Source organism: Sphingobacterium populi, assembly GCF_001586775.1.
Taxonomy (GTDB): Bacteria; Bacteroidota; Bacteroidia; order Sphingobacteriales; family Sphingobacteriaceae; genus Sphingobacterium; species Sphingobacterium populi.
In genome coordinates this window covers 950,588-964,609 of record NZ_LQXS01000001.1, presented here as the reverse complement: position 1 = coordinate 964,609, position 14,022 = coordinate 950,588, and the positions used below count along the sequence as shown (strand labels likewise).

Genomic DNA, 14,022 nt, shown 5'->3' with positions numbered 1-14,022 from the left:
ATTAAGAGTTGGTAGCCCTTAATCCCGTCCGCCTGCCGGGCAATTAGTTTGTAAGAATTTCGTGTATATTTTTGCTAAGTGTGCGGAAGTGCCTTCTCCCTCATTGATGGAGTGGCTGCGGTTGGGATACGACATCATTTGAAATGGAATGCCATGTTTCACCAATTCGTTGATATAAACCTCCGCATTCTGATAATGCACATTATCATCGCCCGTACCATGAATGAGTAGCAAATTTCCGCGTACATCTTTCGCATACGTGATGGCCGAACCACGAATAAAATCCGATTCATTTTCTTGTGGCAATCCCATGTAGCGCTCTTGATAGATATTATCATATAGCAATTGATTGGTGACCGGCGCAATGGAAATTCCCGTTTGGTAAATGTCTGGATATTGACCTAACAAGTGCAGAGTCGTAGCGCCACCGCCGCTCCATCCCCAAACCGCCACACGCGTCGGATCAATGAAATCCCATTTCAAAACCTCTTTTGCGCCCATTGCCTGATCGCGAATATTCAAATAACCGATGTTGCGATAGATGGATTTACGCCATTCGCGACCTTTCGGTGCCGGAGCACCACGGTTTTCTAATGAAATGTAGACATAACCATCTTCGGCCATATCACCATCGTACAAACGATTACGTCCGGCAGAGATATTGTCAAGCACCGTTTGTGAAGCTGGCTCACCGTATACATAAAATACCACCGGATATTTTTTCTTCGGATCAAAATCGTTTGGTCTCACCATCCAGCCGTCCAATTCCACGCCATCGATCGTCGTTACTTGAAAGAAAGTAGCGGTATTTGCATTTGCTGGTACATCGTAGCTGCGTTTTGGCGCTTGAATCTGTTTGTGCGAAGGCAGTGCTACCAACGCTTCCGAATACATATGTTTGCTGCTGCTGCTCGTATAGAAAGCCAATTTGCCGTTAGGCGAGATTCGGTAGGTGTTTGTTCCGCTGTTAGATTTCGGGGTCACGCGTTGCGCTTTGCCACCGCGGATCGCGATTTCGTACAAGTATTTTTGCGTCGCATTATCCGGCGAAGCCGAAAAGAAGATGCGCTCGTGATCGATATGATCGATCTGAATCACATCAAATTCATCTTGGGTAATTAGCTTTTCGTTTCCATCGAGATCTATACTATAAATCTGGCGAAATCCCCCTTTTTCAGATACCCAGATAAAGGATTTGCCATTTTCTAACCAATCCCAACCGCTTGGATCACCACCATTCCAACGAGATTTGATATCAATCCAAGCTGCATCCGTTTCATTGTGAATGGTTTTCGACGTACCATTCGTCGCATTAGCGGTGATGATGGCGCTTTCGTTTTGCTTTCTGTTTAAGCGTTGCAATATCACGCCCGATCCGTCCGTCAACCATTCCATACGCGGAATGTAATGCTGAGCCGGATCACCGTCAACTTGTACTTTGACTTGATTTTTAGCTTTCAGATCGTAGATCCAAATGCTGCTCGCCGATGGATTTAATCCTACTTTCGGGTATTCTACCGGAATTGTAAAAGCATACAAACTATCCGTATTGTTGATCATCAGAAAATGACGGGTTTCTTTCGCATCGAGTTTCCAATATGCGATGCGCTGTCCGTCGGGCGACCACCGAAATCCATCTTGCGTGCCAAATTCCTCTTCATACGCCCAATCAAATGTACCGTTGATCATGCGATCCGAACCATCTTGCGTAATTTGCACGTATTGGTTGTTGGCAAGATTTTCCACATAGATATTGTTCCGCGAAACGTAAGCAACCTGATCGCCTTTTGGCGAAAACTTCGCAAACATCAACGATGCAGCTGGCAATCCAGCACCTAACTGCGTTAGCTTGTTGCTGGAGCGGTTGAAGATCCAATATTCACCGCGCGTATTATCACGCCACACTTTTTTGGTATTGGCAAAGAGCAATAAATCTTGACCATTGGGAGATACCACAAAAGATTGTACATTCAGTGGGGCTTGCTGACCAGCGGGAATCAACTGTTCGGCAGCGAGAAAAGTCGATGACTTTTTAGCGTCTAATAAATGCACCAGTTTGATGCCCTCATCAGAGAATTCGTAATATGCATTGCCATCGGCCGACCACTGTTCTTGCGCGCTTAAGTGCGTAAATTTAAATACAAAGAGGGCTATAAATGCCAGAAATAAGTGAAGAAGTTTATACATAGCGTGCGCGGTAAGATTCTACATCATCAATGGTTTTGATTAAATCTGGCCCGAGAAGTTGATGACCATCAGATGTAATTAAGAAGTTGTCTTCGAGGCGAATACCGCCGAAATTTCTGAATTTTTCTAATTCGGTATAATTAATAAAATCGCTATGACGATTTTCGGTTTTGCATAGGTCGATCAAATCTGGTATAATGTAAATGCCCGGTTCTACCGTCAGCACAAAACCAGCTTCCAGCGGTTTGCCCAATCGCAACGATTTCAAACCAAAGGTTTTCGTATCTTTTGGATCGTCTTGCGTGTAGCCCACATATTGCTCGCCAAGATCTTCCATATCGTGCACATCCAAGCCCATTAAATGGCCCAATCCGCATTGAAAGAATAGCGTATGCGCATGATTTTGCACTGCTTCTTCGGCATCACCTTTCATCAATCCAACGGTTTTTAGTCCTTCCACCAATATCTTTGCTGCATGCAAATGAACTGATTTAAAAGAAACACCTGGTCGCAGTTGCGCTCTCGCACCTTCGAGGGCATCGAGCACGATTTGATACAGCGCTCGCTGCCGACTATCAAATGCAGCAGCTACGGGAAAGGTGCGCGTTAAATCTCCGGCATAACCCATAGCGGTTTCTGCACCTGCATCGACCAATACCATATCGCCATTTTTTAAAGCGTTACTACGCACTTGATTGTGCAATATCTGCCCATGCACCGTGATGATGGGCGGATAAGCCAAAGTACAATCTTGATTGCCAGCGAAAGCTTGAATGGCGTTCACCAATTCACTTTCTTTCATGCCCGATTTGGCCAATTGCATGGTCAATAAGTGCATCTCGGTAGAAACTGCGACGGCGCGTTCTATTTCAGCTATTTCCTGCGCTTCTTTGATCGATCGTTGCTGTGCTACCGCACGAATCAACGACACCGAAGGTTGCAATTGGCTGGGCGTCTGATTTAATAATTCGCTTATCAATAATTTATTGGCGGATTGGTAAGGCGGCAAAAAATGAATTGTACGATTTTGCGCAATCGCCCGCCCAATATATTCAGATAAACTGCTGATAGGAGCGGTTTCTGTCACGCCAACGCGTGCCGCACGATCGCTCAACGATTCCTGCGGGCCAGTCCATACTAGATCGTCGATGGTCGCTTCGCGACCGAAGATGATTTCTTTGTTTTCATCCAGATCAATTAATCCTACAACCGCGGGAACGGCCAACCCAAAATAATATAGAAAGGTGCTGTCCTGACGAAAAGGATAGGTGTTGTGTTCAAAATTTATCGGATTTTCAATATTACCCGGAAAGAGCAGGATGCCTCCAGATAGTTTGTTCTGGAGTGCCTGACGTCGGTTTTGATATGTGGAAGTCGTAAACATAGTGTACAAATGTATTGATTTAGCTAAAATTTACCGACTTACTCGCTTCAATTTTACCTGTTTCGTTCCAGCCGGAATGCTGTATTTGCCTTGTTCGTTCTTTTGGATTCCGACCACTTCGTACGAATCTTGTTCCAGACGCAAGTGTGCGGCAGGATTGTTATCGCCTGATCCAACCAACGTTAGCGTAATGTCACCATTTTTAGGTTGGTAATCAAGCTTCGCAATTTCACCAGATTCTGCATGAATCATCAGTTGTTCGGATGCTACAAAAATACGATTACGGCCAGCTGTGGTGATTTCGACCTGAATTCCTTTTTTGTTTTCAGTTAAGTTGCCACTAAAAGCCAACCAGCCAAATTCCGGATGTTGTACGATGTATGTGCCAGCATACGCAGCATAGCCATAAAATCCAGAACCATAATCACCTGTGATACCATCATTGGCTAAAGTAGAAGGATAGGAGTGGAATGCTCCGGGAGCAAATCCTTCTTCCGTGACATTTGCTAATGCGCCAATCATTCCGGCATGTCCGATGCGAAGCAAATGATAATCTTCTGGTGCATTGCGATACGCATCTAAGACCGGAATAGCATTTAAGGCCGATCCATAATGATGCAATTGACGCTCGATGCGCGACAATTTGCCACCGTATACGAAATCCCAATAACGGCGCGCACTACCATTGTAGCCCCAATGTGGAACGGTCGGCATATACGCCAAGATTGCATTCAATGTTACGGTCGCCTTATCGTCAAAACCGAAATAATCAGACCACATATATACTTCTTCTTGTCCGGTAGAATCCCACGGCATTTCGCTGCCAAACGGATAATTCAAGGTGCGCCAATGCTCAGCGCGTTCGCGCATCAAGGATTCCAACTTCGCTGCTTCTCGTGTTTTTCCTTCGCGTTGTAAATCTTGTAGGATAATCAAAAAAATACTGCCTTCCATTTGTCCGTATTGCGCATAGTGCGGTGCTTTTTCTACCATCGCAACCGAAGTTTCATACGCACGATCTAAGTACGTATCCCAGCTTTCTTCCGAAACTAAGTGCGGATAATGGCGTGCCAATCGGTAGAATACCCAATGTGCAGCCGCCACATGCGGATAATTGTACGAGCGGCCGATATTGTCGGCTTCTTTCTTTGGCCAAGCCGACCACAACGTATAATTAATACTATCGCTATATGTACCAGCTGGCATAGAATCTGGCTCGTAGTAAAATAAGCTTTTGACCACACCGTACTGATCCTTGCCTGTTTTATGCTGAATATTGCCGTATAAGGTTTCGTTCATAAAGCGTTTCAGTTTGGCGATTTCGTCGGCATTTGGTTGAACCACTTGTTTCATCATGGCTGCTAACCAACTTCCGGCACCTGCTTCGTCGCTCAAGCCGGCGTACCAAGCGCGTTGCTCTTCCGTTACTTGTCTTTTCACTTCATTATCATAGGTAATGATGGAAGGTGAGCGATGGAAAGGATCATTTGGGTTTTCGTACCATTGCTTGGTCGTGAGGAAATTTCCTAAATCATTGACCACATCACGCTCCGATTTGATGACCTTATAATGTATGGTTTGTTGTTTTCCGTCTGCATAGGTTATCGTCACACGTGCGCGACCCCAGCGGTTGCCTTTTACTTGGTAACCAGACCATTTGCCATTGGTATTTTTGTTTTTCGTGATCGTCAGCGCATTATGGGGATATACCGAAATGTCTTTGATATTCGCTTCATATTGCACAAATAGCTTTGCTGGGTTATTCAATGGTACGACAAATCCGGGTGCACCAATGGCCAATGGACGATCGTATTGTACGAGCGTTTGCTCGATCTCGCGAATGCTCGGTGATAGTGCAAAGCGTAACGCAAACGTGGCCTTTTCATTAGGTTTCAAAATTTTAGAAGTCGGTTCGTTCCATTGTTCCACACCCTTCCAGTCGGTCTCGGCATGTGCTTTACTGTGGATCATCCATTCATGGAAACCTTCGAATGTAATACTACGTGGCGTTGGGTCGGTATTGAGTGGATTGTAGGCTTCGAATGGTGCGTTTTCTTCTGGCAATACCAATAAGCTAACGCCTTTGCCATGTAAATGGTTGACTTGCATATATCCTGCATCCATACCGATGTAAGGATCCATAAATACGTTGTGCGCGTGCGCTTGATCGAGATTTTTGCCTTCCAGATTATTGTTAAAAGGCAAAGGTATGCCCAAGGATCCGATTTCGATTTCCTGATTGGTCGGATTATGTATGTCAAACTGCAAGATCAGATCATCGCCTTTGCGTTTCCAAGTTCTGCTAACATGCACAGGGATATTTGGTAATGTAGGTGTTAGATCTGCCGCGGCTAGTATATCTTGGCCCGCTGGCAATGCGTTAATATCATGACGATCTGCCGCGGTAGAATAGCTTGTCCACTCCGTATCAGTTGATTTTTTGATCCGAAGATTGATATCTCCTAGGTGATAAAACAGGTTACGATCTCTTTTATGTAATAATTCTACCGGTGTGTAATCAAATGCGGCATCGCCATTGGTTTGCTGTAGCGAAGCAATGGTTTGCGAAGATTGTAAAATCGCACCTTTCAATTTGGGTAGTGCGAATTTTTGCTCGCCGCCATCCACATGTAGCGTGGCAGGTTGCTCACGCACGGCTTTCCAAACGGGATGTTCGTGCTGCTGTGCTTGTAGTGTAAATACGGCAGTTTGCAGTAATACCAATAAGGTGGTGGAATATATCTTTGTAAGCATAATTATGGGAGTGTTGGTCATTTGAGCTAACAAATATAATCGCTGGTTGCACAGGTTGTATACCGGATTTTACCGCATACTATTCGAAATTTAATCACTTTTTTGCTGTGTAAATTTTTTATTATTTTTTGGGAAAATTATTGTGAAGGAATACTTTTTAAGTTTATCTTAGTGTTAATAACTAACACAAATCTTCTACTATGAAACCGATTCAATATAGCGTTCCAGTACCTAAGGATAGGACTGTGTTTATTCAAGAAGACGTTTTGGACAAATTCTATCCCTACATGCACCGCCATGAGGAGTACCAATTAATATGGATAGTAGAAGGGGACGGACAGCTACTGGTGGACGATAATTTGCATGATTTTCACGAAGGAGATATCTTCTTGCTAGGATCAAATCAAGCACATGTATTTAAAAGTCGTCCGTTGGGCGAGCGCGTGCGATCAGTTTCTGTGTTTTTTAGTGATAAAGGCGCATTGGCTAATATGCTACATCTTCCCGAGTTGAGTATTTTGCTGGATTTTATCAGTAAAAACAAACGCGGGTTTCAAGTACCCAAAGAACAGCTTTCCAGAGTGCGCCGCCGATTTGATATTTTGAAGAAATCCGATCACATGGATCAGTTGATCAATTTCTGTTATTTACTAAGAGCGCTCAATGCAGTTTCTTCAGAGCTGAAACCATTGTCTGGCATCTCCATCGGAGAATCTGAAGAAGCAGGATCCATCCGTATACATACGCTATGCCGTTATATAGAGCACAATTTTAGGGAGAATATCAGTCTGGATGAAGTATCGGACAAAGCTAATCTTACGCCACAGGCATTCTGTCGTTTTTTTAAACGTAGCACTGGGAAAACTTTTGTTTCCTATCTCAATGAGATCAGAGTTAGGGAAGCTTGTCGCTTATTAGGGTCATCTCGCTACGATTCTATCGCAGGTATTGCATACGATTGCGGTTTTAACAGCATTACGAATTTTAATCGGGTATTTCGAAGTATAATAGGTCTTTCTCCAAAAGAATACCTCCTAAGTTACCAGAATATTTTGCACCAATAAACGGCCGATGGTTAATATCAAGTAAGGAATGATTAAAAGGTGGTTAGTCGCCCGACGGATAAGTTGGTAGCTTTGATTTTAATAAATTAGATACATTAAAACTTAGTATAGACTGACTATGGCCGATTTAAATTGGAAGGGAATCTATCCCGCGGTGTTGACACCTTTTACCGAGAACGGTGATATTGATTACGATATGTTTGCCAAAAACACCGATGCTCAGATAAAAGCGGGTGTGCATGGTATTATCGTAGCAGGCACATTGGGCGATGCTGCGGCATTGGACGTAGAAGAGAAATTTGAACTATTAAAATACGCTAAAAAGATTGTAGGCGATCAAATTCCGGTTATCCTCAATATCGCGGAGAACACTACGCGTAATGCCATTAATTTTGCGAAAAAAGCATACGAATTGGGAGCCGATGGCTTGATGCTATTACCACCGATGCGTTATAAAGCAGATGATCGCGAAGTGGTTGAATACTTTAAAGCTGTAGCCCAAGCGACCGAACTGCCAATTTTGATTTACAATAATCCGGTAGACTATAGCACTTTTGTTAATTTAGAAATGTTTGCCGAATTGGCAGAATATCCAACCATTCAGGCTGTAAAAGAATCGACTCGCGATCTAGCCAATGTTACTCGTATGAAAAATCGCTTTGGCGATCGCTTCAGCATATTGGGAGGCGTCGATACCATTTCTTTAGAAACACTTTTCTTAGGCGCAGATGGATTGGTTGCTGGACTAGTAGATGCCTTTCCAAACGAAACGATGGCCATGTACAATTATGCACAACAGGGCGAAATCGAGAAAGCAGTTGAAATATACCGTTGGTTTATGCCGTTATTAGAACTAGATATTCATCCGAAACTAATTCAATACATCAAATTGGCCGCTACCGCAGAAGGAATCAGTACGCCACATACGCGTGCACCACGATTACCATTAGTGGGTGAAGAAGCGGATCGCGTACAAAAAATTATTCAAGATAGCATTGCAAAGCGCCCCGTGTTGGACGCAGTGAATGCATAACTAACAAAAATGGATCAAACGAAAGAGATATTAGATGGGTATGTGCAGAAGGCTGTCGAAGCGTTTCAGTTTTTAAAAGGAACAACGGTACAAGAGCGAGCAGCTTTGATGCATGCTGTTGCCGATGCGATCGAAGCACTGGACGAGCAATTATTGAATCTGGCACATGAAGAATCGGCCTTGCCGATGCCGCGTTTGCAAGGCGAAAAAGCACGTACGGTAGGGCAATGGCGTAGCTATGGCGATGCCGTAGCCAAGGGAACTTATCTGGATGCTCGCATTGATCGTGCAGATGCCGAAAAAGGTAAAAATGATATCCGCAAATACAGCATAGGACTTGGTCCTGTGCTGGTTTTTGGAGCGAGCAATTTTCCTTTTGCCTTTTCTACCGCTGGTGGTGATACCGCAAGCGCGATCGGCGCAGGATGTCCTGTGCTGGTAAAAGCACATCCCGGACATCCGAAAACTTCGCAATTAATGGCAGATACGATTTCTGAAGCCGTGAAGAACTTTGGCTGGCCAGACGGTGTCTTTGGACATGTTGCTGGCGAGTACGTTGCCGGAACAAAAACGCTTTTGGGTACTTACCTTACGGCGCATCCAGGCATTCAAGCTGTTGGTTTTACGGGTTCGCAGCAAGGTGGAAAAGCATTGGTAGCTGTAGCCGCTGGTCGCGAAGTACCTATTCCTGTATTTGCCGAGATGGGCAGTGTTAATCCAGTTTTTGCGCTACCGCAACTATTAGAAACAAATGCAGCGGAGTTAGCACAGCAATATGTAGGTTCTTTGACGTTAGGTACCGGACAATTCTGTACCAATCCGGGAATCGTCGTTGCACTAACTGGTGCAGCATTCGACCGCTTCAAGGAAGCCGTGCAAGAAGCTATTGCAGCAGCAAAGCCAACAGCCATGCTCCATAACGGTATTGCCAAAAATTATGCGGAGAAAAAAGACGCTGCCATCGCACACCAAGATGTAACTGTATTGGCGCAATCAGCAACCGATGCCGAAGATTCGCAAGGACAACCGACCGTGGCTTGGACTTCTGGAAAAGCCTTTTTAAGTGATACGCAATTGTCGGAGGAAGTTTTCGGACCATTTGCCTTACTCGTAGAAGCAGAATCAACTGAGCAACTATTGGCTATCGCCAAAAGCTTGGAAGGCCAACTTACGGCGACCGTTGCCGCAACGGAACAAGATTTGGAAGCCAATGCAGCTTTAGTAAGCATATTGCAGGATAAGGTAGGGCGTTTGCTGTTCAATGGAATGCCAACTGGCGTAGAAGTCGTGTATGCAATGCAACACGGCGGTCCATTTCCAGCGACCAGCGATCCGAGATTTACCTCGGTCGGTCCTGATGCCGTTAAAAGATTTGTGCGTCCAATCGCTTTTCAAAATTGGCCAGAAAATAGTTTGCCAGCCGAATTGAAATCTAGCAATCCTTTGCAATTAACACGTGTGGTGGACGGTGTACCTAACGCTGCCGCTTTATAAGATGTTGTCTACATTGTTTATATGTGAATGAAAAAGACTTTTTTTTGCATTGACTCGCATACCTGCGGTTGTCCTGTGCGTCTCGTAACTGGTGGTGTACCGTTTCTGTCTGGTCATACGATCATGGAAAAACGATTGCAGTTTATGGCGGAATACGATTGGATTCGTAAAGGACTCATGTTTGAGCCGCGCGGGCACGATATGATGAGCGGAAGCTTATTGTATCCGCCTTCCGATCCTGCCAACGATGTGAGTGTCTTATATATTGAGACAAGTGGCTGTTTGCCTATGTGTGGTCACGGTACAATTGGTACGGTGACCATTGCTATTGAAGAAGGGCTTATTCAGCCCAAAACTCCGGGTAAATTGCGCCTGGAAACGCCAGCTGGCTTAATTCATATCGATTACACCCAAGAAGGTCCTAAAGTAAAGACGGTCAAATTGACCAATGTAAAATCTTTTCTGTATGCAGAAGGATTGACGGTGGATTGTCCGGACTTGGGCGAAATCGTGGCCGACGTGGCTTATGGTGGTAATTTTTACGCCATCATCGATCCGCAAAAGAACTTTAGAGATATCAGTGATTTCTCAGCCAGCCAACTCATTCATTATGGCAAGATCATCCGCACTCTGCTGCGCGAAAAATACAATTTTGTGCATCCAGAAGATCCTCTCATTCATGGGTTGACTCATATTCAATGGACAGGAAAACCATTGAAAGAAAACTCGCACGGAAGAAATGCGGTGCTAGTAGGAGAGAACGCCTTGGATCGTTCGCCTTGTGGCACGGGTACGTCTGCGCGCTTAGCGCAATGGTACGCCAAAGGCAAGCTAGAAGCAGGTGATGTCTTCGTACATGAAAGCTATATCGGTTCTCAATTTATTGGACGGATCGAGCAAGAAACGAGCATCGTAGACCGAGCCGCCATTATTCCCTCTATAGAAGGTTGGGCGCGCATTACGGGCTACAGCCAAATTATTATCGACGACGAGGATCCTTACTTTGAAGGGTTTCAAGTCATGTAACTACATTTAATTCCAAAAAAACGTGTCTATAACTACTACAGAAAATAAAAATAAAGGAAAAGTGCTTGTTGTAGGTGCCGGAATTGCGGGCTTATGCAGTGCCTATTACCTGCAAAAAGCAGGATGGGAAGTGCAAGTGCTAGAAAAGGAAGATGGACAAAATAATTGCTCCATCGGTAATGCCGGTATGATTGTGCCGAGCCACTTTACGCCATTGGCCGCGCCCGGAATTGTCGCGCAAGGTCTTCGCTGGATGCTCGATAGCAAAAGTCCGTTTTATGTACGACCATCGCTCAATCCCGAGTTGATTAATTGGGGATTGAAATTCCTGCGTCATGCCAACCAAAAGCATGTGGATGCCCACGCTGAAGCCATTCGCGATTTGAACTTGTACAGTAGTCAGCTTTACGATATACTGAAAGGCGAGGTTGGGTTTGATTTTGAATTGCGGCAAAACGGCATCATGATGCTATACAAATCCAAAGCCGCAGAACATGAAGAGCAAGAACTAGCGGAGCGCGCACGTTCATTAGGATTGGATGCAGTGCCATACGATAAAGCTGGTATTCAAGCCTTGGAGCCGAATTTACGTTTGGACGCGGTGGGAGGAATTCTTTATAATTGCGACGGCATCCTTTCGCCATCGAAATTAATGCACGGCTTAACGGTATGGCTGAAAGAAGCGGGAGTAACCTTCAACTACCAAACGGCGGTAGAAGGATTCCAAGTTTCGGGAAACAAGGTGAAATCCGTGAAAACTTCGAAAGGTACGTTTGATGCTGATGAAGTGGTGATCACTGGTGGTGCTTCTTTGCCTCATCTAGTGAGAAACTTAAATATCAAAACGCCTTTAATGCCCGGCAAAGGTTATTCTTTCATGGTAGAGCCGCCCGAAAATAGGGCGATGCAGCACGCCGCTTTGCTCGTCGAAGCTCGCGTAGCGGTGACGCCAATGGACGGACAAATTCGTTTTAGCGGCACGATGGAATTAGGTCCTGCTAATGATCGAATTTACAGTAATCGTGTTAAAGGCATTGTCGAATCGATTCCAAACTATTTTCCCGATCTCAACGTGTCGTATCCGGAGAAAGTTTGGTACGGTTACCGCCCTTGTTCGCCAGATGGTTTGCCGTATCTCGGTCGTTCATCGCGCTATCAAAATGTATCAATTGCCGGTGGCGCTGGTATGATGGGACTGAGCCTCGGGCCAGCTTTTGGAAAAACCATTGCTGATCTATTAGATGGCAATACTTCGCAGACGAATATTCAAGGATTTCGACCCGAGCGGTTTCAATAAAACCTAAAAATACCTTCCTTATTATGATAACTATTCGCTCACAACTAATCATCGGTCTTTGCTCTTTAGCAACCGCGCTTGCCCAAGCTCAACATATGAACGAACATACTACGCCGCTAGAACCTTACGTGATACGATATGGTCACGATGAGCAAGCTATCAATTATTTTTACGGACCCATGCCCAAAGGTTGGGGTTTTCAGCGCTCAGCGCCATCGCCGGAGCAGATGAATCGCTTGCTCGTATTGGATCGCTCTTATTTCAAAGAACTGGAAGAAGTAGATTACAATAATCTGCCCACCGGCGGACAAGTGGATTATCAATTGCTAAAGCGCAAAATAGCACGCCATAGCGAAGATATACAAGCTGATCTTGAAACTTACAAACGCTTAGAATCTTATTTACCATTTGCGGCTGTGATCTACGATTTCGAGCAGAAAAGACGTCGCGGACATGAGGTAGATGCCAAGAAGCTGGCGACAGATCTGCAAAAGACCGTTAAGCAAATACAACTGCAAAGCGAACAAGTGAAGAATGGCAAAGCCATTCCATCGGCAGATGTACAATTCCTGACAGAAATGATAGAAAGCGTGAAGCAGAGATTGGCTAGCGCTTTTGATTTTTATAATGGTTACGATGTCGAGTTCACTTGGTGGATGCCGACTACGTTTGCCGATGTCAATACACAGTTGGATCAGTACACGGAAGCATTGGCATCCAAAAGTGACTGGAAAGTATTTGACGATGGAAGCAACATTGGCGGTCAGCCGATCGGTAAGAAAATGCTCAATCAGAAACTGCAAGATGAAATGATTGCTTACACAGCCGATGAATTGTTGGCTATTGCCGACAAGGAATGGGCGTGGTGCGTAGCAGAATTGTTGAAGGCATCCAGAGAAATGGGATTTGGTGATGACTGGCAAGCTGCACAAGAAAAAGTAAAAAATACCTACGTCCCAGTCGGAAAACAACCCGAACTCATCAACCAATTGTACGATAAAGCACAAGCTTTCATCAAAGAAAAGCAATTGATGGATATTCCGCCTTTGGCGGATGAAACCTGGGGAATGATCATGATGACACCAGAACGGCAGTTGGTCAATCCATTTTTCACAGGTGGCAGGGAAATTAGTATCTCATATCCCACAAATACCATGACCTACGATCAGAAAATGATGAGTATGCGTGGTAACAATCCGTACTTCTCATTAGGGACAGTACAGCACGAACTGGTACCGGGTCATCATTTGCAGTATTTTATGAATCGCCGCTACAAGCCGTATCGCGCACAACATTTCAATACACCGTTCTGGACCGAAGGCTGGACTTTGTATTGGGAATTACTACTTTACAGAATGGGCTTTGCCAAAACGCCCGAAGAACGCATCGGTATGCTTTTTTGGCGCATGCACCGCTGTGCTCGCATCACCTTTAGTATCAAATTCCATTTAGGGGAATGGACGCCGCAGCAATGCATCGATTATTTGGTCAACGAGGTAGGACACGAGCCCGCGAATGCGCATGGCGAGGTGAAGCGCTCTTTTGAAGGATCGTACGATCCGCTGTATCAATTGGCGTATATGATCGGTGGCTTGCAACTACTGAGTATTAGCGACGAGCTCGTTGGGAGCGGGAAGATGTCGTATGCAGAGTTTCACGATCGCGTAATCAAAGAGAATTACTTGCCAATGGAAATGTTGCGTGCGATATTGAAAGATCAAAAAGTGCCGCTCGATTATAAACCCGTATGGAAATTCTATTCAGCTAACTAACGACTAACGCA

The 14,022-nt window shown here is 44.9% G+C and carries 9 protein-coding genes; 6 read left to right on the top strand and 3 right to left on the bottom strand.

Annotation, left to right across the window (positions count from 1 at the left end):
- Positions 1 to 18: 18 nt before the first annotated feature.
- The 3 genes from A0125_RS03840 to A0125_RS03830 are packed head-to-tail and all read right to left on the bottom strand — an operon-like array spanning position 19 to position 6,325.
- Positions 19 to 2,187, bottom strand: a complete 2,169-nt coding sequence (locus A0125_RS03840) for a S9 family peptidase (RefSeq protein WP_066752298.1) — start codon at positions 2,185 to 2,187, stop codon at positions 19 to 21.
- A complete protein-coding gene (locus tag A0125_RS03835) occupies positions 2,180 to 3,571 on the bottom strand; it encodes an aminopeptidase P family protein (RefSeq protein WP_066752293.1) in 1,392 nt (463 codons plus the stop codon). The genes A0125_RS03840 and A0125_RS03835 overlap by 8 nt, the downstream gene beginning before the upstream one ends.
- A 30-nt stretch (positions 3,572 to 3,601) precedes the next feature.
- Positions 3,602 to 6,325, bottom strand: a complete 2,724-nt coding sequence (locus tag A0125_RS03830) for a DUF5695 domain-containing protein (protein ID WP_066752290.1) — start codon at positions 6,323 to 6,325, stop codon at positions 3,602 to 3,604.
- Positions 6,326 to 6,525: 200 nt separating this feature from the next.
- Between A0125_RS03830 and A0125_RS03825 the strand changes: the two genes are divergently transcribed.
- From A0125_RS03825 to A0125_RS03800, 6 genes are all read left to right on the top strand, one after another.
- A complete protein-coding gene (locus tag A0125_RS03825; protein WP_066752286.1) occupies positions 6,526 to 7,389 on the top strand; it encodes a helix-turn-helix domain-containing protein in 864 nt (287 codons plus the stop codon).
- Positions 7,390 to 7,507: 118 nt separating this feature from the next.
- Positions 7,508 to 8,422, top strand: a complete 915-nt coding sequence (locus A0125_RS03820; RefSeq protein WP_066752283.1) for a dihydrodipicolinate synthase family protein — start codon at positions 7,508 to 7,510, stop codon at positions 8,420 to 8,422.
- Positions 8,423 to 8,431: 9 nt separating this feature from the next.
- Positions 8,432 to 9,916, top strand: a complete 1,485-nt coding sequence (locus tag A0125_RS03815; protein WP_066752281.1) for an aldehyde dehydrogenase (NADP(+)) — start codon at positions 8,432 to 8,434, stop codon at positions 9,914 to 9,916.
- A 27-nt stretch (positions 9,917 to 9,943) separates the two neighbouring features.
- Complete coding sequence (locus tag A0125_RS03810) at positions 9,944 to 10,942, top strand: 4-hydroxyproline epimerase (protein ID WP_066752278.1); 999 nt, start codon at positions 9,944 to 9,946, stop codon at positions 10,940 to 10,942.
- 22 nt (positions 10,943 to 10,964) lie between these two features.
- Positions 10,965 to 12,239: an NAD(P)/FAD-dependent oxidoreductase gene (locus A0125_RS03805; RefSeq protein WP_231863105.1), complete on the top strand. Its 1,275-nt coding sequence runs from the start codon at positions 10,965 to 10,967 to the stop codon at positions 12,237 to 12,239.
- 23 nt (positions 12,240 to 12,262) lie between these two features.
- The gene (locus A0125_RS03800) at positions 12,263 to 14,011 is read left to right on the top strand and encodes a DUF885 family protein (protein WP_066752275.1); all 1,749 of its coding nucleotides are present in this window, start codon (positions 12,263 to 12,265) and stop codon (positions 14,009 to 14,011) included.
- Positions 14,012 to 14,022 lie beyond the last annotated feature (11 nt).

Coding starts and splice junctions, on each gene's coding strand:
- A0125_RS03840 (WP_066752298.1), bottom strand. CDS start 2,187: ATGTATAAACTTCTTCACTTATTTCTGGCATTTATAGCCCTCTTTGTA.
- A0125_RS03810 (WP_066752278.1), top strand. CDS start 9,944: ATGAAAAAGACTTTTTTTTGCATTGACTCGCATACCTGCGGTTGTCCT.
- A0125_RS03800 (WP_066752275.1), top strand. CDS start 12,263: ATGATAACTATTCGCTCACAACTAATCATCGGTCTTTGCTCTTTAGCA.
- A0125_RS03830 (WP_066752290.1), bottom strand. CDS start 6,325: ATGCTTACAAAGATATATTCCACCACCTTATTGGTATTACTGCAAACT.
- A0125_RS03825 (WP_066752286.1), top strand. CDS start 6,526: ATGAAACCGATTCAATATAGCGTTCCAGTACCTAAGGATAGGACTGTG.
- A0125_RS03820 (WP_066752283.1), top strand. CDS start 7,508: ATGGCCGATTTAAATTGGAAGGGAATCTATCCCGCGGTGTTGACACCT.
- A0125_RS03835 (WP_066752293.1), bottom strand. CDS start 3,571: ATGTTTACGACTTCCACATATCAAAACCGACGTCAGGCACTCCAGAAC.
- A0125_RS03815 (WP_066752281.1), top strand. CDS start 8,432: ATGGATCAAACGAAAGAGATATTAGATGGGTATGTGCAGAAGGCTGTC.